This window comes from Hydrogenimonas thermophila (assembly GCF_900115615.1).
GTDB lineage: Bacteria > Campylobacterota > Campylobacteria > Campylobacterales > Hydrogenimonadaceae > Hydrogenimonas > Hydrogenimonas thermophila.
In genome coordinates this window covers 54,210-76,460 of sequence record NZ_FOXB01000002.1, presented here as the reverse complement: position 1 = coordinate 76,460, position 22,251 = coordinate 54,210, and the positions used below count along the sequence as shown (strand labels likewise).

The window sequence follows — 22,251 nt, the reverse complement described above, 5'->3', positions numbered from 1 at the left end:
AAACCTCCTTATGCGCCCATCGGCGATGCAAATGCAGGTTCTTTTTCAAGAACTTTACTGTTTGTCATCGTTTTATAGAAGTTGTAAGCCCACATAAATAGACCAACAACAAAGAGAAGACCACCGATAGCACGAATTGTATAGTATGGATGTAGAACTGTTACAGTATCGATAAATGAGTAAGCAAGGTTACCATACTGGTCAACTGCACGCCACATCATACCTTGAGTAATACCTGCAATCCACATACTTGAGAAGTAAAGAACAATACCAGTTGTTTGTACCCAGAACTGCATCTCCATTAATTTTTTACTATAAATCTCTCGCTTATAGAAGCGTGGTGCCATATGAAGAGTAGCTGCAATAACCATAAATGCAACCCAACCAAGAGTACCATCGTGAACGTGTCCAGGAATCCAATCTGTAAAGTGTGCAAGAGCATTAACAGATTTAATAGACTGAATTGGTCCTTCAAGAGTAGAAAGCATATAGAATGTAGATGCTAGAACCATAAACTTAATAAGTGGAGACTCTTTAAGCTGATTCCACTCACCTTTCATTGTAAGAAGCATATTAATAGCTGAACCCCAAGAAGGAAGAATAAGCACAATAGAGAAAACAGAGCCCATTGTCTGCATCCAATCAGGAACAGTAGAATAGATCAAATGGTGTCCACCAGCCCAAAGATAAACAAACATCAATCCCCAGAATGAAAGAAGAGAAAGTTTATATGAGAATACCGGCTGACCAGACTCTTTTGGAAGATAGTAGTAAATCATAGCAATAATAGGAACAGTAAAGACAAATGCAACAGCGTTGTGTCCATACCACCATTGAACAAGCGCATCATTTGTTCCAGCATACATTGAAACAGAGTGATACCATTTACCCATCCCTGTAACAAAGTATGTTGGTACTTCCATATTGTTAAATAGATAAAGCATTGCAACGCCAAGGAAGAATGCAATGAAGTACCACATTGAGATGTAAAGAGTTTTTTCTCTTCTCATACCTATTAGTCCAAACATTGCCATACCAAAAATAACCCATACAACAACTGTAAGAACATCAAGAGGCCACTCCATCTCTGCATATTCTTTAGATGTTGTAATACCAAGTAACTCAGTTACAACTAGCAATGCTGCAAGAATTAAATATAGCCAGAAATGTAACTTTGCAAGACCATTTACAAAACTATTCTCTTTAAGAGAAACTTTTAATGTTCTTTGTGCAATATAGTACATTGCTGCCCATATACCACTTAAAGTAAATCCAAATGCTACAACATTAGTGTGTAGAGGACGTAATCGACTAAATGTACCATACTGTCCAAACCATTCGTTCATACTAGGAAACGCCAATTCAAAGGCAATGTATGTACCGATGACCATACCGACAATACCGAAAATAATGGCTAAATAAGTAAACCATTTTGCAACGGTATAGTCGTATTCCAACGCTGCATTTTGCATGCAAACCTCCTTAATTTGATTATCTTGATACTACTCAAGAGAATATTACAAGATTATTACAGTGACATCATAGTGACATTTTTTTGAAAATAGGCTTAAAATCTGTTAACTTAGAATTAATTTTTTAATTAAGATTGTTTTTATTATTAGAATGTGTCAGGAAAATGTTCTCCTAACACATTAAGAAGTAGCTTTAAAAATTAAAAGTGGTATTTTAAATTGCAGTAGTAATATCTTCCAGGCTCATTAAGAAGCATAGGTTCGCCACCAGTAACTAATGTCATATCGGCATAAGTATTTGTTATGGCATATGTTCGATCAAAAATATTATCTATACCTGCAGTAACTTCAAAATGCTTTGTTACATCCTTTTTAACTTTAAAATTAAATACGGTGTAACCAGATAGCTCTTGCTCTCCATTGTCGCTATCATAATCATTCCAGCCACTTGCAGCTACCATACTTAGTTTAACCATTAAAGAATCATCATAATCATAAATAACAGCTACATTACCCTTTAATGGAGTTATATTTGGCATATCAGTATCTGTTTGACCAACTAGAGGTTCATCTTTTTTACCACGCAAATATGCTACTCCAAAATCTGTATAGATGTTTTCAGTAATAGTGTATGTTCCATCAAAGGAGAGACCATAAAGTTTTGCATCTACATTTTCATACTTGTTCTCTGTTTTACTACTGTTAAAAGCAATAAAATCTTTTAATATGCTGTAAAAGAATTTTCCTTTAAATGCTAAATTTGCAAAATTGTGTTCAACACCAAAATCTGCCTCATAATTTTTTGTCTGGTCAAGATCTGATGTTCCAATGTAGAGACCTGTTTTATCTTGAAAATATAGCTCTTTACCATCAGGAACTCTAGAAGATTTACCTAAACCTGCAAAAAGCTTTGTTCTATTATTTAGAGTATATGTACCAAATAGATATCCATTAAAGGAATTATAATCTTTTGAATTAATTACAGGATCTTCATTACTTACAGATGTATCATCATACCTTAAACCTATCTGCATATCTAAATTGCCAAAACTTTTATCATACTCTGTAAATAGTGCACTGTTTTTTGTTTCAGAATAATTAATGCTTAACACTCCTGTAGGATCACCATTTTTTAAATACTCTCCATTCCATTTTCTCTTACTTGCATCAATGCCATACGTTAATGTTCCTCCGGCAAGATCCATACTATTTTTGACTTTTCCACCATATATTCGTGAATTCATTACATTTTCCATAATACCCATACTTGCAACAGAGTCACGATAATATGTTCCCATTGGATGATAAACCCATGAATTGTAAAATTCAAAATCTAGCTCTTTAGAGTATTGTCCCAAGTTATGAATTGTATATTTAGCATTAAAAAGATCAGAGTCATCCTTGAGAGCATCCATTTTCGAATTTGGATAAAGCACATCACTACTTCTATTTAGTGTATAGCTTAATTTAAGCTCTTGATTATCTGTTACATTAACATAAAGCTTAACCATTGCACTCTTTTTATCGTATGCTTTCATATCATGATAAGCAGGTGCATATTTTGATCCTGCAACTGCTGGATTGGCTTCTGCATAATTATCAACCTGCTCTGCCAAAGTATTTCCATCTCCATCTTCATACTGCCCACTGCTTTCAGTAGATGCACCTACAAAAACTCTGACTTTATCATTTCCTCCACTAGCCTGAGCTCCTATTTTTCTATAGCCCCAGCTTCCTACATTTAAGTAACCTTCACCGTGAAAGCCTTTACTTGGTGGTAATGTTTCAACATTTACAACACCACTGAGTGTCCCAAAGTTCTCAACATCATAAGGACCCTCTTTTACTATTATATTTTTAACATTACTTGCAAGAACATGCGATAAAGGAGGATCCATTCTATTTGGGCATCCACCATAAATCTTTCCTCCATCTATCAATACATTAATATTATCTTTACGCAAACCACGCAAAATAATGTCATTTGCGATCCCGCTTCTTCTTATTAACTGAATATTTGGGTCTATTTTATACAAAGCATCTGCTAAGTCAGCAGATCTAACCTCTTCACCGGCAACATCTTTAACGATAGTTATATTTGCACTCTCTTCTACATCAATTGCCTGCAAATCAAAATCTTGTGCTTGCAAACATAACACTGCTGCCATTGACAACATACTTATAAATGGTGTTTTTTTCATAATATACATCTTTCATAGTGGATTACCGCTTCGTGTTAAGGAGTAAGAATGAAATTAATACAGAAGCGGTTATGTGAGATAATTATAAAATAGAAGTGTTAATTTAGTGTTAATAGTCAGGAGTAAGAAACTCCTAACTATTTATCTTTGAATCATTTTTAAAAATTCATTAAATATATATCTGCTTTCATGTGGACCAGGTGAACTTTCAGGGTGATGCTGAACAGACATTATAGGGCTATCTTTATATTTAACACCTTCTATAGTTCCATCAAAAAGGTTTGTATGGGTAACTTCAGCAATTTCAGTAATTTCATCAGGCACATTATAGTTATGGTTTTGCGCAGTTATCTCTACTGCTCCTGTTGCTCTATTTTTTACAGGGTGGTTGCCTCCATGGTGACCAAATTTTAGTTTATATGTCTCATACCCATGAGCAATAGATAGAAGCTGATGTCCCAGACAAATACCGAACATTGGAACTTTTGCTTCAATCAATTTTTTTATCTTTTCCTGTTCAGACTTAAGAATCAGAGGATCTCCTGGACCGTTGGAAAGAAAGACACCATCAATATCACCACTTTTGAATCTTGAAATGAGTTCATCAGCATCTACACTGTTTGGAACAACTTCTACTTCCATACCAGCTTGTGTAAGCTCATTAAGAATATTACGTTTTATTCCAAAATCAAGAGCTACAATCTTTGCTTTTGGTTCAGGAGCATCGTTATAGCAGTAACGCATTGCATCGTAATGTCCGCTTTTATGAATGTATGGCTCTTTTGTACTAACCTCTTTTATGTAGTTAACTTCACTAATATGAGGTGCATTTTTAAGCATTTCGGCAAGTTTCTCTTTTTCACTTACCTCTGTTGATGCTATCATCATCATAGCACCCTCTTCACGAACCATTTTTGTCAGAAAACGCGTGTCTATGTCACATATTCCAAGTACGCCAAAACGCTTTAAAAGCTCATGAAGAGGCTCTTCACTTCTAAAGTTGGAAGGAACATCTTGATATTGACGAACTATAATTCCCTTACACCAGGCTCCCTTTGACTCCATATCTTCAGCATTGCAACCAACATTACCAATTTCTGGCATTGTAAAAGTTACAAACTGTCCAGCATAACTAGGGTCAGTTACAATCTCCTGGTAACCTGTCATTGATGTATTAAAAACTATTTCACCAACACTTGTTCCACAGCTTCCAAAACTTTTTGCTTCTAAAAATGTACCATTTTCAAGATAAATATATATTGGTTGCATTACATCATCCCTCGTTTACGAAGCTCTTCTTCATAAAGACGCTCAAAAATAAGATCATACTCTTCTGTCCCTGGAATCAATTTTCTTTTATAGTGTGAAATCTTTTCCAGTACAATATCTTCAATCTGCTCAAAAGATTTCATATAATCTTCAATCGCTTTAAAGATGACACCTCTAACCTGATTTTCACTTACACTGTAATCAATAAGATCCTCTTCCCAAAGCTCATTCAGGATTTTATGAGAGATATCACTATAACGCTCTTCATAATTTAGAATAACACCATATTCAGGTGCTAATCTTTTCTTAATCATCCAAAAAAGCTGGCGCACATCAGCACGCATGAACTCAATCTCATCCTCTTTCTCTTCAATAAGTTCATTAACGCGCTCTTCAAGTGCCCGCTCATTTTTAACATCTTTTTCAATAACCTCTTTGGCTTTTTCGATCACCGGCTCAATTCCACGGATAATCTCTACAAAAGATGCATTAGCCAAATCTATTCCTATTTTATTGGCTATATATGGTGCATGTGCAGAACTCAACTTCATAACGCGCCTTTATCCAGTTCACTTAATCTTAGTAAACATAATTTCTTTGTAGTTTATCTAAAGTTTGATAAAACTATCATTTTCTTTTCTTTGATTTCTCATCATTTTGAAGCAAAACAGTAATTTCAGAAGCTTTATTTGGACTCATTTTTGCTAAAATCTGTCCTACTGTTTTAGGCTTCAATGATAAAAGAATATTTGCAGCTTGCTCAGGCTCCATCTGTTGTAAAATCTGTGCAGCAGCTGATGCTTTCATCTTTGCATAAGTTTGTGAAATTTTATCTGTTTTAGCTTTTTTAATCTCTTCTAAAATCTTTTTATTTTGCTCTATTAAATCTTCAATAGCTCTTCGTTCAGCTTCTATCTTCTCTTTTGTAGCATTTAACTCTTGCTCTTTTTTCAGAAGCTGTTCCTCTTTACGTTTCATCATAGCTTCTGTAGCCTCTTTAAGAGCTTCATATGCCTGTTGCTGTTCATCTATAGCTTCAAGCTTTAATTCTAATTCATGTTTTCGCTCTTCAAAAATTTTGTTACACTCCAACAATTTACTATTTTGTGCATAAATTAAAACAGGCAAAAGAAACCACAAAAATCCTAATCTCATTCGACATCCTCCATCCTAACCCCTACATTATCTCGCCAAAAACGCTGTGATGCAATCTCATCTAAACTGTTTTGGATATCACGCTTCTCTTTTTCAACGATTTTTTTAACATAATAAGCTTCTATTGCCTTTGCCTGCTCATATGCAATACTAGCTTGTTTAAGTGCATTCTCTTTCTCTTTTTTTGTACGCTTAGCTGCTTCTATTTGAGCTTCACAAGCCTCAATTGCTCTTCTCATTGCCTCTTTTTGTGCCATTAGCGCAGCTAACTGACCACCTTTTCCAACAGTTGGTAAAGCTATGCTATAAGACTCCTGCTGCAATTTTTCCTTTTGCTGTTGCAACTTTCTAACCATTGCATTAGCAGATGCCAAATCTTGTTCAGCTTGATCAAACTGCTGTTTTCTTAATTTAACAAGTGCCTTATAGTTGTTTAGCATCACCAACCTTCACTGAAAAAGCCTAACTATTAACTCCTAACAATAGTATCGTTTCTATCAGGACTAGTAGAGATGATTCCTACTTTTACGCCACTTACTCTCTCTATTGTTTCAATATATGCTTTTGCTGAATCAGGAAGTTTGTCATATTCGCTGATCCCTTCTACTTTATCCCAACCAGGGAATGTCTCATATATTGGCTTGACATGCTCTAAGTCATAAGGAACATAGTCAATTACTTCTCCTTCAAACTCATACCCAGTACAAATTTTGATCTCATCAAAACCGTCAAGTACATCAAGCTTCATCAATGAAATCTGATCACAACCATTTAATGCACATGCATAGCGTATGGCAACTGCATCAAACCATCCACATCTTCGTGGACGACCTGTTGTTGTACCAAATTCATGTCCTTGCTGTCGCAAACGTTCACCATCAGCACCAAAATCTTCACTAGGAAACGGACCATTACCAACACGTGTACAGTAAGCTTTTGCGATTCCTGTAACTTTACCAATCTGTTTAGGTGAAAGTCCCATTCCTGTACAAGCACCGCCTGCTACAGTATTGGAACTTGTAACATATGGGTATGTACCATGATCAATATCAAGCATAGTTCCCTGTGCACCTTCAAGAAGAACCTTTTTACCCTCTTTTAGGTTTTTTTGGATCATCTGAGTAGTGTCAGTAATAAACGGCAAAAGCCCATCCCGATAACGTTTTAAATCATCTTTTAAAGAGGCTTCATCCGGAATCTCTACACCCATAGCATCAAGCAAAGGTCTGTTTTGCTTCAAATACTCCAAAATCTTTTCAAACAGAGTATCTATATCTTTCAACTCTCCAACACGATGTCCTGAACGGGAAATTTTATCGGCATAAGCAGGTCCAATTCCACGACCTGTTGTTCCGATCGCCTTATCTCCTCTCATTCTCTCTTTAGCCTGATCAACCAATTGGTGATATGGCAAAATAAGGTGAGCTTTGTCACTAAGCCATAGACGACCTTCAAGGTTTTCAAACTGTGACATCTCTTTCATCAAGTTGGTTGGACATACAACAACACCATTGCCTATGATATTTACTGCATCAGGATTGAGTATGCCTGAAGGTATTAGGTGCAATGCATACTTTTTGCCATCTGTAACAATAGTATGACCGGCATTGTGACCTCCTGCAAAACGTGCCACTACCTCATACTCTTGAGCCATCATATCGACAATTTTACCTTTACCTTCATCACCCCATTGAAGTCCTACAATAAGATCTGCCCTATTCATTTTCTACCTTTTTTAAAATTACCAAATTTTACTAAAATCAAATTCTAAATCTTTTTTATACAAAGTTCATATTCCTAATGTGCTCTATCAGAGCATCTGTATAGAGTGCAAATCCGGCTGCTAAAATTTCATCATTATTAAAGTGTCCACCACTTGCAAGTGGTGTATTGTTTTTAAAACATTGAAAAAATAGACCATCATAGTAACGCATCTTTGCATAGTAAAGAGGTGCTAGCACTGTATGTTCATAATGTATAGACTGCTTTAGCTCTCTCATCTTCTCTAGTTCTGGTCGAAGAACTTCAGGAACATTTTGTATAACACTATCTAACTGGTCAAGAGTTTGGACACGTACCAAATTTTCAAGCCATTTATATTCTGTTCCTAAAAGCTTTTCAATTTGCATACAGGCAAACCACTCTAAAGGAATACCAAACTCTAGTGAGATGATCACTGGAATCTGAATATTTGAGATTTGTAATACAGGGCTAATACCTAACTCTTTAAATATTGACATAGTAACATCAAGTACATCAGACAACTTTCCATCTAACCACTCAGCACCAATTTGATTGATCTCATTCGTTGGGTATCGATAAACAGGTTGAATATAAAACCACTTCTTCTGAGCAGTTGTACGTCCAAGCCGCTTTGTAACCAGACGAACTACATCTATTGTACTGTCTGCTCTTAGCGTTACTTCACGATTTTGCGGATCACTTATACGTATAAGCTCTTTATTGTCGCGAATACTTTGATGCTGATGGTAAGAAAAGAGTGGAGTAACGATCTCTTCAAACCCTTCACGCTCCAGTATCTCACTGGCAATCTGCTCTATCTTTCGTTTTACCCTGGCACTCTCACCAAAATAGAGACGGCTTCCTGCAGGAATTTCGTGTTCAAAAATCATTGCTTCTCGTTTTTAAAATAGACTTCATTAAATACTTTTGATGCCAATCCATCATATGGACGACGATCTAACCGCTCATATGCCCACTCAATAGCATTGACAACCCAAGCACTCTCATAAACAGGAATCAAACCCATCTGATTGATGCGGAAAAGTTTACCTTTAAGATGATCTTGACCACCTGCTATATTGACACCAAACTCAGTTTTGAGAATAGATCTAATTGCATTTGCGTCTTCATCATAGACTGCACTCATAGAGAGAGCCGGTATTTTAGGGTACAGTTTACAACCTATCGCTTCAAGTGCTGCTCTAGTTGCCAAAGCACGTGCTTTTGTGTCTCTATAAAACTTATCATACCCTACAGTTTCAATCAGCTCAAGCATCTTGTTCAAACCAATGATCAGTGTAGTAGGAGCAGTATATGCAGTAGTGTTTTGACGCTGTTTCTTTATCTCACTTGCAAGATTAAAATAGTACCCGTCACCATCACCAATTTTTTCAACTGCTGTATCACTTAAGCCAATCATTGCCATTCCAGGAGGAAGCATTAATGCTTTTTGACTACCAGCAATCAATGCATCAATATTTGTCGTATCAATCGGCTCTACACCAACTGCTGTAATACCATCAGCAATAACCATTATCTCAGGATTAATCTCTTTTATGCAAGCAGCTATCTCTTCAACAGGATGTCGCAAACCACCTGCACTCTCACTTACCTGAATGCAGAAAGCATCAATATCAGGATTTTCTGCCAATGCATTTTTAACATCTTCAACACTTGCAGGAGTATCCCAAGAGTACTTTAACTCTACATGCTCAAGACCAAAAGCTTGAACAATCTTGCCAAAACGCTCACCAAACTTACCGGCATTGACAGTAAGAACCTTTTTTGCAGATAAATTTGTTACACACGCTTCCATCGCACCTGTGCCGCTAGATGCCAGCATAACACACTCATCCATACCAAAGAGCCGCATCAAACGTTCACGAGCCTCTTTGAAAATAGCTTCAAATTCTGGTGTTCTATGATGAACAGTTGGACCTGCCATCGCCATTCGGACAGCTTCTGGAACCGGAGTAGGACCGGGAGTAAAAAGCAGCATTCGCCTACCTTTGAACAGAAATTTGAGCTGATTATATCAAATGTAAGCTTATAACCACTCTGAGTATGTCATTTTATGTAAAGAAATATTCATAATTTTCAGACTAAGCTACTCAATTAAAATATATTAAATTATTAAGTATAAATTAATAATGCATTAATCTAATATTAATATAATTATAAAGTTAATTGTAAGTTATAAGCAAACATCAAATTTAACAATAATAAGGAATAATATAATTATGATAAAAAAAAGTGGTTCAGTTAGAAGTAAATTTTTAATTAGTTTAGCAATAATTATATCTATATTAACTTTGATCATAACTGTAATATCTTATAAAAGCAGTAAAGATGAGTTGCAATCTTTTGCCGCTAAAGATATGAGTATTATGACCGAACTTGTATATCAATCTCTTACAAATGCTATGATGTCAGGAAGTTCTGAAATTGTAAAAGAGGCAGAATCATCAGCAAAAAATATAAAAGGTATAAAAAATTTACATATTGAAAAATCACATAAAGTTATTGAAATTTTTGGCGGTAATAAAAGCTCTAAAACAAACAATGATATAAAAGAGGCTTTTATAACAAAAAAGAGCAAAATAATAAATGATTATACAAATAATGAACATATTTTAAGAGTAGTAAAACCATTTATTGCAGAAAAGCGATGTCAACAATGCCACTATAATGCAAATGTTGGTGATGTTCTTGGAGTATTAGAATTAGAAATTTCTCTAGATGAAATGGATGAAAATATATCTAATATAACAATATTAATTGTTTTAGCATTATCACTTATTGCCATTATTATAGGAGGAGTTGTAACATATTTACTAAATATAATTGTAATAAAACCGTTTAAAGAGTTAAAAAATAGTTTTGGAGAGTTACTAAATCATTTTAAATATAGTAGTGGTGATTTACAAATTGAACTAAGTAAAGTTAGTGATGATGAAATAGGTGAAATTGGTAAATTATTTAATAAGCTTATATCTGAAATAAATATCAATATAAATGAAGATAAAAAAATTGTCAATGAAGCACTTGTTGTTGCAGAATCGGTAAATAGGGGTGATTTTAGTAAGCGTATTCAAGCATCTTCTTCCAATCCAGATATAAATAATTTTAAAGATGTATTTAATCAAATGTTAGAAAATATAAAGTTTAATATTGATCAAATATTAAAGGTTCTTGATGATTATTCAAAAGAAAAATTTGATTCAAAAATATTACTAAGTGACAATATACAAGCAGATATGCAAAAATTAACAGATGGAGTAAATTCTCTTGGTGAATCCTTAAAAATGCAAAAAGAGAGAAATATTAAACAGACTGAGCATATTAATGAAAGAACAACTTTCCTAAAAAATGCAATCTTAAATTTAAAAGAGAATAATTTTAAAAATCTTGGCATATTAATAGAAAAAGTATCTGATGAAATTATAGAAGCAAGTACAAAAGAAAATGAGCAAGCTGTATCTTTAAAAAATTTAAATGAGCAAGCAGAAGAGACTGTTAAAACTCTTGAATTTATAGAAGGTGTAATTGATCAAACAAATTTACTAGCACTTAATGCAGCAATTGAAGCAGCTAGAGCAGGAGAACACGGAAGAGGATTTGCTGTTGTCGCTGATGAAGTTAGAAATTTAGCTGAAAAATCTCAAAAAGGTTTAGATGAAACTTCTATTGTAATTACAACAGTAACTCAACAAATAAATTCAACTTCTCAGATTATAGTTGAGAATGCTAAAAATATGGAAAATCTTGCTCAAGAAATAAGGAATTTACGTCAAAGTATGGATGAAATATTGTCAATATTAGATGAGATATCTGAAAAATAAGGTAAAATCATGTTTACAAAAGAGGTAAAAGGTATTTTAATTGCTATTGCAATTTCTATATTGGCTTATTTTTTAAGTGGACTAGTTTTTAATGATATCGAGTCTAAATTAATAGCTGTAGTTGCCTTACTTGTAACACTATGGACTAATGAGGCATTACCATTGGGAGTAGTATCACTGCTTCCTATTGTTTTGTTTCCAACACTTGGAATACTTGATCCTAAAAGTGTCTCCGCAAACTACTCAAAAACAATTATATTTCTCTTTTTAGGTGGTTTTTTACTTGCAATAGCAGTAGAAAAAACTGGATTGCATAAAATCATAGCAAATAAATTATTGAATATTTTTCCAAAAACAAATAGAGGAATAATATTTTCATTATCTATTACATCAGCTCTTTTAAGCTCTTTTTTATCAAATACAACAACAGCTCTTTTGTTGATGCCAATAGCACTCTTTTTAACTGATGAACATAATTTAAAAATTAGGTTTGTTCTTGCAATAGCTTACGGAGCTAGCATAGGAGGTATAATTACTCCTATTGGAACACCTCCAAATCTAATTTTGATGGGCTTTTTGCAAGATAATAATTTAGAAAGCCTGTCGTTTGTTGTATGGATGGCAAAAACTCTACCTCTTGCTATAGTTATGTTAGTTATAGTTTCATCTATTTTGTCACTTGGTTTAAAAAAGAGTGGTATAAATGTTTCAGAATCTGTAGTAAGATTAAATATTGATCAAAGAAGATTAAAAAATATTTTACTACTTTTAATAGCTATTTTATTAGTTAACTCTTTTTTAAAATTTAATGAATCAGTAATACTTCTAAGTTTTGGCTTGGCTATGTTTTTACCAAAAATCGGTTTTTTGATTTGGGATGATGCAAAAAAAATACCGTATGAGATTATATTTTTATTTGGTGCCGGATTTTCTATTGCTTCTGGATTTTCAAGTACAGGCTTGGCAAAAGATATATCAAATATGCTTTTAGAGCTAACTACACTACCACCTATTATGCTAATTTTAATTGTTGCTACATTAATAACTTTTACGACAGAAATAACCAGCAATACAGCACTTACTTCTATAGCATTACCAATTATTTATGCATTAGGAAAAGTTTCAAGTATTGATACTTACTTGATCTTAATGGTAGCTACAATATGCGCAAGTTATGCATTTATGTTGCCTATTGCCACTCCTCCAAATGCTATTGCAATGAGTAGTGGTGTTTTAACTATTAAACAGATGGCAAAGTTTGGATTTGTGTTTAATATTATTGCTATTGTTTTAACTAGTACCATAGCTCTAATTTTATGGTAATAGTTGAACAAAATATTTTAGCTAGCTATTAAGGATTTTAGTGCCTTGATTTCACTATTTAAACTTTGATAATCCAACTTATACTCTTTACATTTTTCTAATGCTAGTCCAATAGATTTTTCACATAATGGAGATGTTACTGGTATTGCCTCTTTAGCTACCCTTAAAATCTGTGTATGCTTTTTAACATCTTCATCTGCTTTTTCAGGCTCTACAATATGTTGCATGATTTCAATCATTGTCTCGCTAAATTTCCAATGTTTAAACATCATTGCATTTATTTGTTCACTAGAAATTGATAAAAACTCTTTTTCAACACCTAGTATCTCTTTATAAGTTCGTACTTTTGACATTTCATCTTTAAAAATCTCTGTTTTATTGTTCTCTTCAATAATTTTTGCAGCTATCATTTTTCCAAGTTCCATAATTAAAGAGAGGGTTGTCATCTCATCTTTATATGTAAATACTTGAAATTTACCCCAATTACATATTAGCGCATTCTGCATAGTTGAAACATTAGTTAAATCATTTGAATTTATGCCATATACTGAAAGATCAACAGAAAAACTTTTCCTCATCGCATAAGCAATTGCAAACCCTTGTATTGTCCCCATTCCAAACAGTGATACTGCCTGATCTATAGATGCTATCTGTTTACTGAAACCATAAAGAGGAGAGTTTGCAGCTTTTAAAATATCAGCTGTAAACATTGGATCCTGTTTTATAACAGGAATCAAATCTTTTACAGTACCTTCAGGATTAGAACAAACTTCTCGTACTCTTTGAACGCTTTCTGGAAGAGGAGGAAGAGATCTTATTTTTTTTATAATTTTTTCAATCATTAGAATACTCCAACTTTTTTTAATTCAGTTTTACTACCTTCACTCCTACACTTATTGCAACCTATTTGTGAACCAGTGATAAAATTAAACCTAAATTATTATATCATTTTTATAACTAATCATATTATCTTAATTTCAATTTCTAATTCAATATTAAACATATCAAAAACTCTTTTTTTAGCAAGCTCAATAAGAGTTATGGCATCATCAAATATACCACCACCAAGATTAACAAGAAAATTTGCATGCATATCACTCCACGCCATATTGCCTATACGCTCTCCTTTCAGCCCAACTGCTTCTATAAGGCGACCTGCATAATCACCCGGAGGATTTTTAAAAGCACTACCTGCACTTGGCAATTGTGGTTGATTTGTTCTAAGCTGCAAAAGTTGTTCAGCAAGATTTTTGTTAAATCCTTTTTCAAACTTAAAAGTACCCTCCAGTGCAATACCAGGCAGATTGGCATAACGATATCCATGCTCAATCTCTTCTTTGGCAAAAGTGCCAATATCAGTTTTAACCTCTAAAAGAGTGTTAAATGTTTCATACGATTTTACACCTGCATTCATAGCAAGCATCCCACCAAGCGTACCTGGAAGTTTTGCCACATACTCAAATCCGCCAATATCAAACTTTTTACAAAATGACAAAATCTTTCCCGTTGGTGTTGCAGCTCCAATTATTAAGCGTTCATCTTCAATTTTAATATAGTCAAAATCTTTGCCAAGCATCATCAGTTTTGGAGGCATGGGACTTATTAACAAATTATTTGCATGACCTATAAGTAGATGATCTTTTGGCAGTACATCGCCTTTTTCAATAACAGTAACATCTACAACTGGTCCTATTTTTATGCTTGAAAATTTTGAAAAATCAATACTTCTCTTTTTCAAAAAGGGAAATCCTTAATCATGTTAAAAAGACGAACTGTAAAATCGATCAATGTATTCATCATCCAAGGCATTATCATAATCATAACTACAGCAACAATCAAAATTTTAGGAATAAAACTAAGCGTCATTTCATTAATCTGAGTAGTTGCTTGGAATATACTGATTGCCAAACCTGCAATCAATCCACTTAGCAGCATTGGCAGAGAGAGAGTTAAAGCAATTTTTAGTGTCTCTACACCAAGTGCAACAAATTTTGCTTCCATATTTACCCCCTGCTATCCATATATTCGTGAGGAATCATAAAATCTCGTGCTTGTATTGGACACTCATAAAAGTTATGTTCATATCCTATTTGAAAAAGCCTATCAAGTGCTTCTAATTGAACATCATTCATTGTAATAGATTTATCATTTGCATAAAGGTCTAGATATTTATCTAAAGTAGGTGCATCAATGCGTACAAGATCACGTTCTAAAAGCATTTTTGCTAGCATTGCCCGATGGGTATTTGCTACCTCAACAGCTTTTATAAGTGCTTTTTCTATAGCTATTGCACGAGTTAATGGAATAGATCTTCTCATAGCCATTCCTCCAAGAGGCAGAGGAAGCTCTTTTTTTGCTAACTCTAACCATATATCCCATATTTCACACTCTACTTCCAAACTTTCATCAAAATCCAAAATACTTTCATGGATCAAAACCCCAGCATCAACCTCTCCATCCAAAACAGCTTTTTCTATATCCAGAAAGTTTTTATAAATAATTCTTGCTTCAGGGAATGCAATTTTAAAGAGCATAGCATTGGTTGTATGGCGACCGCTGAGAGCTACTTTAAAGTTACGACGAAGCTTTTTGTCTCTTTTTTTAATGAGTTTTGGCCCATACCCCTCTCCAAAACTTACGGCAGTACGAAGCAATGCAAAATCTTCACATATTTTAGGGTAGAGTGCAAAGCTGATTGCTGTAACATCATATGTCCCTTCTATGGCAGCCTCATTGAGTGTTTCTATATCTAGTGCAATATTTTCAAATGGAGCTGGAGTAGTTACCCATCCAAATTTAATTGCATAATACATGAAGATATCATCTGCATCAGGTGAGTGAGCGATTTTTATAGATGTTGAATGTTTAGTGTTAAATATTGAATTTTTTTTGCTCATAAGTGGGCAACCCTATCTTTTTTGCTTGATTTTATCGAAATAGTGTTAAAATATCTCTAATTTTAATTTAGGTGAGGTATCTATGGGGATCGATCCAAATAAACAAAAAGCGCTAGATGTTGCTTTAAAGCAGATCGATAAAGCGTTTGGCAAAGGGGCGTTGGTGCGCCTTGGTGATAAAGAGATAGAGCCAATTGAAGCTATCAGTACAGGTTCGTTGGGACTTGATATGGCTCTTGGTATTGGTGGTGTTCCAAAAGGGAGGATGATCGAGATTTACGGACCTGAAAGTTCAGGTAAAACAACATTGGCACTTCAAATTATCGCTGAAGCACAAAAAGATGGCAGTATTTGTGCTTTTATAGATGCAGAGCATGCTCTAGATGTACGTTACGCAAAAAATCTTGGTGTAGATGTTGAAAATCTTCTTGTAAGTCAGCCAGATTTTGGTGAGCAGGCACTTGACATTGTAGAGACTATTGCCCGTAGCGGTGCGGTAGATGTAATTGTTGTAGACTCTGTTGCAGCATTGACTCCAAAAGCTGAGATTGAAGGTGATATGGGAGATACGCATGTCGGACTTCAGGCACGTTTGATGAGTCAGGCACTGCGCAAGCTTACCGGTGTTCTTCATAAAATGGAGACTACTGTCATTTTCATCAACCAGATTCGTATGAAGATTGGAACTATGGGATATGGAAGCCCTGAAACTACGACTGGTGGAAATGCTTTAAAATTTTATGCTTCTGTCAGGGTAGATGTTCGCCGTATTGCTACTTTGAAGCAGGGTGAAAATCAGATAGGAAACCGTGTAAAAGCAAAAGTTGTCAAAAATAAAGTTGCACCTCCTTTTAGAATTGCTGAATTCGATATTATGTTTGGTGAAGGGATCAGCAAAGAGGGTGAGATTATCGATTATGGTGTTAAGTTGGATATAATCGATAAAAGCGGAGCTTGGTTCAGTTATAAAGAGACAAAGCTTGGTCAGGGACGAGAAAATGCCAAGCAGACACTTAAAGATAATCCAGAACTGGCTGCCCAAATAGAAGAAGAGATTAAAGAGGCATTAGGTATTGGAAGTACTATGCTTGAAATGAGTGAAGAAGAGATTAAATTAGCGGGAGAGGAGTAATTACAATGGTATTTATTGATGATATTAGAGCTGATGAAGTAATGGATAGTCGTGGTAACCCTACAGTTCGAGCTACTGTACATTTAAGCGATGGAACAAGTGCTGATGCAATCGTTCCAAGTGGTGCAAGTACTGGTAAACGTGAAGCTTTAGAGTTACGTGACGGTGGCGATCGATATATGGGTAAAGGTGTTTTGACTGCATGTGATAATGTCAATATCAAAATTGCTGATGAACTGATTGGAATAAGTCCATATAATCAGAGTGAAATTGATGCAATTATGAAAGAGATTGACGGTACAGACAATTACGGCAATATTGGAGCAAATGCCGTTCTTGGCGTATCTATGGCAGTAGCAAGGGCTGCAGCAAAAAGCCTAAAAATGCCTCTTTACAGATACCTTGGTGGTGCAAATGCACTGGTTATGCCAACACCAATGCTAAATATCATTAATGGTGGAAGCCATGCAGATAACAGTGTTGACTTCCAAGAGTATATGATCATGCCAACAGGATTTGAAGAGTTCTCTGAAGCGTTGAGAGCTAGTGCTGAAGTTTACCATAATCTAAAAAAGATTTTAAATGAGATGGGACACAGTACTGCACTTGGTGATGAAGGTGGTTTTGCACCAAATCTAAGCAGTAATGAAGAGCCAATTGAAGTAATTATGAAGGCTATTGAAAAAGCAGGTTATAAGCCTGGTGAGCAAATCTCTATTGCTCTTGATGTTGCAAGCAGTGAACTTGTTGCTGATGGTGGTTACCGTCTTGAGAGTGAAGGACGAACTTTAACAAGCGAAGAGATGGTTGAATACTATGAGCAGCTAATTGCCAAGTATCCTATTGTAAGTATTGAAGATGGTTTGAGTGAAGATGACTGGGATGGATGGAAAGTTCTTACAGAACGTATTGGTAAAAAAATTCAGCTTGTTGGAGATGACTTGTTTGTAACCAACGCATCTATTCTTGCTGAAGGTATCAGTAAAGGTGTTGCAAACTCAATCCTCATCAAGCCTAACCAAATCGGCTCTGTTAGTGAAACAATGCAGACAGTCCGCCTTGCTCAACGCAATGGCTATACTTGTGTAATGAGCCACCGAAGTGGTGAGAGTGAAGATAGCTTTATTGCAGATTTTGCAGTTGCTCTAAATACTGGTCAAATTAAGACAGGCTCAACTGCTCGAAGTGAGCGTATTGCAAAATATAACCGTCTTCTTGCTATTGAGCGAGAACTTGGTTATTTTGAATATCTTGGCAAAGAGATCTTTGGGTAATGCCCAAAATTGACGTTCCCGAAACAGGGGGACGAGTACCAATCGCCTTTTTAGGTATTCCAATCCAGCGTATTATTATTGCGCTGGTTATTGTTATAGCATTGGGAATTTATGCCGGTGTGCTGCTCTTTGGACCCAATTCGCTAATGGTGTTGATGGGTATAGAAGAGCAGCGTTCATCATATGAATGGTATATAAAGACGCTCAAATCAAAAAATGCAGCATTGCAAAAAGAGTATTTTGAGCTAAAACAGTTGGAGCCAGAACCTTGAGATTTTTAACTATTTTAATAGCTCTGTATAGCTTGACGTTGGCAAGACAGAATCCTTTTAAGCCTGTAATTGATGAAACTGTCTTACCCGTAACTGCCAATAAAATTGAAAAAGTACCTGATTTTAAAGAGCTGCGTATTAACTTGCCCAGTGATGCCAGAGTTTTAAAATCAGTTACTATTTTTTATCAATCTATAGATGGCTCTGTAAAAAAAGAGAGTTTAAAAGTCGATAAATCAATCGATTGGCATAAGCCCATTATTGTAACGCAAGGCAAATTAAAACCAACATATAAAAGCTCAAAAAAGAGAATTTCTAAGTCAATATACAAACCATTGCCTTTTATATCATTTCAGCTTATTCAGAAAAATAGAATAAAAATTATTACAAAAGATAAAAAAATACGCTCATTTCATCTAGCTGCACCATTTAAAGTTGTATTTGACTTCAAAAGAGATGCAAGTTTTTTGACTAAAAAAGTACCTTTGAACAAACCACCTTTTTTACGTTTAGATATAGGTAATCACGACGGTTATTATAGAGTAGTTATAACATTAGATTCATCTTACAAATATAAAATTTTAAGAGTAGATGACGGTTATATTGTAGATGTGCTCTGAAAATATTGTTCTTATAGGTTTTATGGGTTCTGGAAAGAGCAGTGTAGGACGACTGCTTTCTAAAAAGAGTGGACGGTACTTTCTTGATGCTGACACATTAATAGAGTCTGCCCAAGGAAAAGCGATCTCTTCTATTTTTGAAAAATATGGAGAAGAGTATTTTAGAGAGTTAGAAAAAGAGTCTGCACGCTGGATGGCTGAGTGTGTTAAAGGAAGTATCATCTCTACTGGTGGAGGAATGCCACTGGTAGTTGAAAGATTGCACGACATAGGCAAAGTAGTATATTTGAAGCTACCATTTGAAAAGATACTAGAGAGAATCTCTCCAGAAGAAAGAGCTAAAAGACCACTTTTTCAAGATATAGAAAAGGCAAAAAATCTTTTTAATTTACGTGAAAAGATTTATGAAGAGCAAGCACAAATTACTGTAAATGCCAACCACCCGCTTGAAACTGTTGTAGATGAGATACTTTTAAAATGCGATGATATTTAATTTTATCACTTTTGATATTTAGACTTTTGAAAAGATGACTCTTTTGCTAACAGTTTTATGCTTACCATTGCAATGATAACTTCCATTAAACTTGCCAAAATAAATGCTTCATAATTGAACCTATCTATACTTTTTGCATGATAGGCAAGTGTTGCTACTGCAATGAGCAGAGTTAATGGCATAGCATGAGAAAGACCTACAAGAGCAGAATTTTTGACTCCAAAATAATTAATAAAAGCAAATGATGCCATTAGACGAACAAAAAGCATAATACCGGCTATAATAAATGCCAAAAGAACAAGTCCCTCTTTTTCAAATGCCTCTATTGGCAAAGAGCTTCCTACATGTATAAAAAATATAGGAACAAGAAATCCAAAACCGAAACTTGAAAGTTTTGTTTCCAAATCCTCTTTATGCGCAAAGAAAGTGGCAATAAATACACCTGCTATAAAAGCTCCAAATGCCGTTTCTAACCCAAGAAAGATCATAATAGCCAGCATTATAAAAAGAGTTGCCATACTAAGTCTGATATCCTGCTCTTTTGTATCAAAGTACGGCATCATAACATTTCTAATTTCAGGGTACCACCAAAAAATAAGATGTAAAAGATAGTATAAAAGTGCCAATGAGCCAATGAAAATTGCCAATGTAGTAATTTTTGTGAAAAACTCTATGCCTATACCATATTGGATTCCTGCACTAGCAAGTGTTAATACAATAATACTAATTAGTTCACCAAGTATGCCTATTGTCAGTGAGATTTTGATCCAAGGAGTCTCTTTTCCATACTCTTTTGAGAGTGCGGCAATAAGACCTACTGAGATTAGTGGGAAGATTACCATAAAGACAAAACTCATTCCAAGTTGGTATGCAACAAGAATAGATAGAGCATAAAGAATAGTTAAATAGGCAAATCCAGCTCTTAGAATTTTGGTATCAGTTTTAAGAAGCTTTTTTACATTTACTTCAAGTCCAGCCACAAACATTAGATATAAAAAACCAAACTCTGCTACCAAATCAAACAGTTCATTGTCGCCATGACCTAAAAAACCAAAAGCTGAGGCAACTGAACCTAAGATGATCTCAACCGGTGTTGTTGGAAGTTTTACTATTTTTGCAATAAAAGGAGCTACCCAGATGAGTAGCGAAAGAGTAACTATGATTAAAACATCATTAGTCATTGCAGTTTTTTGCTATTTCATAGCCGTAAGTTTCTAACATTTTGTGATCTCGTAAAGGATCATTACCATGTGTAGTAAGGTAGTTTCCAATTACAATAGCATTTGCTCCAGCTTCAAAGATTTTATAGTCTTCATCTCCAAAGGTGATCTCTCTTCCTCCTGCTATCATAATACGTCTACTATTTCCAAGTATCTCTCTTGCAATGCGTATCATCTCTAAAGCCTCTTCTTTTGGTAATATCTTTCCTTCAAGAGGAAGTGCATCATTAGGATGAAAGAAGTTGATAGGTACAGATTCAGGCTCTAAGCTTTTTACAGACTCCAGCATACTGATACGATCATCCATTGTTTCACCAAGTCCAAATATTCCGCCTGTACAAAGCTTTAGACCTGCTTTTTTTACATTTTCGCAAGTTTCATAACGCTCTTTCCACTCATGTGTAGTACAAATAGTGGGATAGAAATCTTTGGAGGTTTCCAAGTTATGGTTATAACTACTAACACCGTGATCTTTTAAAATACGAAGCTGTTCTTCACTTGCTGTACCGTTACAAGCAATAATATTAAGCTCTTCAACCTCTTTTTTTACAGCTTCTGCTGCTTCACAGACAAACCGCAGTGTTTTATCATTAATCCCTTTACCTGCAGTAACAAGACAAAAACCTACTGCTTGTCGTTCTCTTGCCTGTTTTGCCTCTTTTACAATCTCTTCAATAGGTTTATGATAAAAACGTTCTATTTTTGCACCATACTTGACACTCTGTGTACAAAACTTACAATCTTCCAAGCAGTGACCGCTTGATATATTGCTTATAGCACACAAAAATACTTTTTTAGACATGTTCCAAAACTCTTTTGCAGATTTTTTTGTTATATTGCCATTTATTCTCTTTAATGCGCCTTTGGCAATGAGTTATCTCAAAGCTTTCATCATTTATATCAAGAATTACAGCTTCACTTATTGGCTTATTTCTGGCACATACTTCACCAGGGTTTAAGTAAAGCTCACCAGATAGCCGACATTCAAGAGAAAATTTATGCGTATGCCCAAATATTATGAGATCTGCATCTGGACTTAAAAACCATGGATGATGCATAAGTTTTATGCGTATATCATTTACACTAAAGTAATGTGGCTCTTTAAAGAGGTTGTATTTTTCTATAAGGGGTACCAGTTTGCGATCATTGTTGCCAAGTACAGCTACATACGGAACTGAAACCTCTTCAAGATACTCTAAAATCTCCTCTTTACAAATATCACCTGCATGAATCAAAAACTCTGCACCATTCTCTAAAAGCATATTTATAGCTTTTTTGGCACGCCCTACTTTTTTATGTGTATCTGAAAGAATACCTATCTTCATCCACTATCCGTAA

At 34.8% G+C, this 22,251-nt stretch carries 23 protein-coding genes; 7 read left to right on the top strand and 16 right to left on the bottom strand.

All coding sequences use genetic code 11. From position 1 onward, the window contains the following. Positions 1-8: 8 nt before the first annotated feature. From ccoN to BM227_RS00980, 9 genes are all read right to left on the bottom strand, one after another. Positions 9-1,472: a cytochrome-c oxidase, cbb3-type subunit I gene (gene ccoN, locus BM227_RS01020; RefSeq protein ID WP_092910138.1), complete on the bottom strand. Its 1,464-nt coding sequence runs from the start codon at positions 1,470-1,472 to the stop codon at positions 9-11. Between the two features lie 200 nt (positions 1,473-1,672). Then, a complete protein-coding gene (locus BM227_RS01015) occupies positions 1,673-3,673 on the bottom strand; it encodes a TonB-dependent receptor (RefSeq protein ID WP_092910135.1) in 2,001 nt (666 codons plus the stop codon). A 141-nt stretch (positions 3,674-3,814) separates the two neighbouring features. Then, positions 3,815-4,942 (bottom strand): glutamine-hydrolyzing carbamoyl-phosphate synthase small subunit, encoded by a 1,128-nt coding sequence (gene carA / locus BM227_RS01010; protein ID WP_092910132.1) that lies wholly within the window; start codon positions 4,940-4,942, stop codon positions 3,815-3,817. Next, a complete protein-coding gene (locus BM227_RS01005) occupies positions 4,942-5,493 on the bottom strand; it encodes a DUF507 family protein (protein ID WP_092910129.1) in 552 nt (183 codons plus the stop codon). Before BM227_RS01005 ends, carA begins: the two co-directional genes overlap by 1 nt. A 76-nt stretch (positions 5,494-5,569) precedes the next feature. Beyond that, complete coding sequence (locus BM227_RS01000) at positions 5,570-6,097, bottom strand: MotE family protein (RefSeq protein WP_092910126.1); 528 nt, start codon at positions 6,095-6,097, stop codon at positions 5,570-5,572. Then, complete coding sequence (locus tag BM227_RS00995) at positions 6,094-6,537, bottom strand: flagellar FliJ family protein (protein ID WP_092910124.1); 444 nt, start codon at positions 6,535-6,537, stop codon at positions 6,094-6,096. Before BM227_RS00995 ends, BM227_RS01000 begins: the two co-directional genes overlap by 4 nt. Positions 6,538-6,566: 29 nt before the next feature. Beyond that, the gene (locus BM227_RS00990; RefSeq protein ID WP_092910121.1) at positions 6,567-7,820 is read right to left on the bottom strand and encodes an adenylosuccinate synthase; all 1,254 of its coding nucleotides are present in this window, start codon (positions 7,818-7,820) and stop codon (positions 6,567-6,569) included. A gap of 55 nt (positions 7,821-7,875) precedes the next feature. After that, positions 7,876-8,730: an ATP phosphoribosyltransferase regulatory subunit gene (locus BM227_RS00985; protein ID WP_092910118.1), complete on the bottom strand. Its 855-nt coding sequence runs from the start codon at positions 8,728-8,730 to the stop codon at positions 7,876-7,878. Continuing rightward, positions 8,727-9,839, bottom strand: coding sequence for a pyridoxal-phosphate-dependent aminotransferase family protein (locus BM227_RS00980; RefSeq protein WP_092910115.1), 1,113 nt, complete (start codon positions 9,837-9,839; stop codon positions 8,727-8,729). The genes BM227_RS00985 and BM227_RS00980 overlap by 4 nt, the downstream gene beginning before the upstream one ends. A gap of 241 nt (positions 9,840-10,080) precedes the next feature. Between BM227_RS00980 and BM227_RS00975 the strand changes: the two genes are divergently transcribed. Both BM227_RS00975 and BM227_RS00970 read left to right on the top strand, forming a co-directional pair. Beyond that, entirely contained in the window at positions 10,081-11,682 is a 1,602-nt protein-coding gene (locus BM227_RS00975; RefSeq protein ID WP_092910113.1) for a methyl-accepting chemotaxis protein, read from the top strand. Between the two features lie 9 nt (positions 11,683-11,691). After that, a complete protein-coding gene (locus BM227_RS00970) occupies positions 11,692-13,005 on the top strand; it encodes an SLC13 family permease (protein ID WP_092910110.1) in 1,314 nt (437 codons plus the stop codon). A gap of 17 nt (positions 13,006-13,022) precedes the next feature. Here BM227_RS00970 and BM227_RS00965 read toward each other — a convergent pair whose 3' ends face one another. From BM227_RS00965 to BM227_RS00950, 4 genes are all read right to left on the bottom strand, one after another. Next, on the bottom strand, positions 13,023-13,847 hold the full coding sequence (locus tag BM227_RS00965) for an HDOD domain-containing protein (RefSeq protein WP_092910108.1): 825 nt from the start codon (positions 13,845-13,847) through the stop codon (positions 13,023-13,025). A 119-nt stretch (positions 13,848-13,966) separates the two neighbouring features. After that, on the bottom strand, positions 13,967-14,743 hold the full coding sequence (locus tag BM227_RS00960; protein WP_092910106.1) for a UDP-N-acetylmuramate dehydrogenase: 777 nt from the start codon (positions 14,741-14,743) through the stop codon (positions 13,967-13,969). Beyond that, on the bottom strand, positions 14,740-15,006 hold the full coding sequence (gene fliQ / locus BM227_RS00955) for a flagellar biosynthesis protein FliQ (protein WP_092910102.1): 267 nt from the start codon (positions 15,004-15,006) through the stop codon (positions 14,740-14,742). The genes BM227_RS00960 and fliQ overlap by 4 nt, the downstream gene beginning before the upstream one ends. 2 nt (positions 15,007-15,008) lie before the next feature. After that, positions 15,009-15,902 (bottom strand): menaquinone biosynthesis family protein, encoded by an 894-nt coding sequence (locus BM227_RS00950; RefSeq protein WP_092910099.1) that lies wholly within the window; start codon positions 15,900-15,902, stop codon positions 15,009-15,011. 82 nt (positions 15,903-15,984) lie between these two features. Between BM227_RS00950 and recA the strand changes: the two genes are divergently transcribed. Genes recA through BM227_RS00925 form a run of 5 tightly spaced genes read left to right on the top strand, consistent with a single transcriptional unit; the run spans position 15,985 to position 19,693 of the window. After that, on the top strand, positions 15,985-17,034 hold the full coding sequence (gene recA / locus BM227_RS00945) for a recombinase RecA (RefSeq protein ID WP_092910096.1): 1,050 nt from the start codon (positions 15,985-15,987) through the stop codon (positions 17,032-17,034). A gap of 5 nt (positions 17,035-17,039) precedes the next feature. Continuing rightward, positions 17,040-18,308: a phosphopyruvate hydratase gene (eno, locus tag BM227_RS00940; protein WP_092910094.1), complete on the top strand. Its 1,269-nt coding sequence runs from the start codon at positions 17,040-17,042 to the stop codon at positions 18,306-18,308. Beyond that, positions 18,308-18,580: a hypothetical protein gene (locus BM227_RS00935; RefSeq protein WP_092910091.1), complete on the top strand. Its 273-nt coding sequence runs from the start codon at positions 18,308-18,310 to the stop codon at positions 18,578-18,580. The genes eno and BM227_RS00935 overlap by 1 nt, the downstream gene beginning before the upstream one ends. Then, positions 18,577-19,200, top strand: coding sequence for an AMIN domain-containing protein (locus BM227_RS00930; protein WP_092910089.1), 624 nt, complete (start codon positions 18,577-18,579; stop codon positions 19,198-19,200). The genes BM227_RS00935 and BM227_RS00930 overlap by 4 nt, the downstream gene beginning before the upstream one ends. After that, positions 19,190-19,693: a shikimate kinase gene (locus BM227_RS00925; protein WP_092910086.1), complete on the top strand. Its 504-nt coding sequence runs from the start codon at positions 19,190-19,192 to the stop codon at positions 19,691-19,693. Before BM227_RS00930 ends, BM227_RS00925 begins: the two co-directional genes overlap by 11 nt. Positions 19,694-19,698: 5 nt before the next feature. Here BM227_RS00925 and BM227_RS00920 read toward each other — a convergent pair whose 3' ends face one another. From BM227_RS00920 to BM227_RS00910, 3 genes are read right to left on the bottom strand one after another with little or no spacing between them, the layout of a single operon-like run. Next, positions 19,699-20,874: a cation:proton antiporter gene (locus tag BM227_RS00920; protein ID WP_092910084.1), complete on the bottom strand. Its 1,176-nt coding sequence runs from the start codon at positions 20,872-20,874 to the stop codon at positions 19,699-19,701. Then, positions 20,867-21,715: a biotin synthase gene (locus tag BM227_RS00915; RefSeq protein WP_092910081.1), complete on the bottom strand. Its 849-nt coding sequence runs from the start codon at positions 21,713-21,715 to the stop codon at positions 20,867-20,869. The genes BM227_RS00920 and BM227_RS00915 overlap by 8 nt, the downstream gene beginning before the upstream one ends. After that, positions 21,708-22,238 carry a metallophosphoesterase family protein gene (locus BM227_RS00910; RefSeq protein ID WP_092910080.1) on the bottom strand — a complete coding sequence of 177 codons (531 nt, stop codon included), beginning with the start codon at positions 22,236-22,238 and terminating at the stop codon, positions 21,708-21,710. The genes BM227_RS00915 and BM227_RS00910 overlap by 8 nt, the downstream gene beginning before the upstream one ends. Positions 22,239-22,251 lie beyond the last annotated feature (13 nt).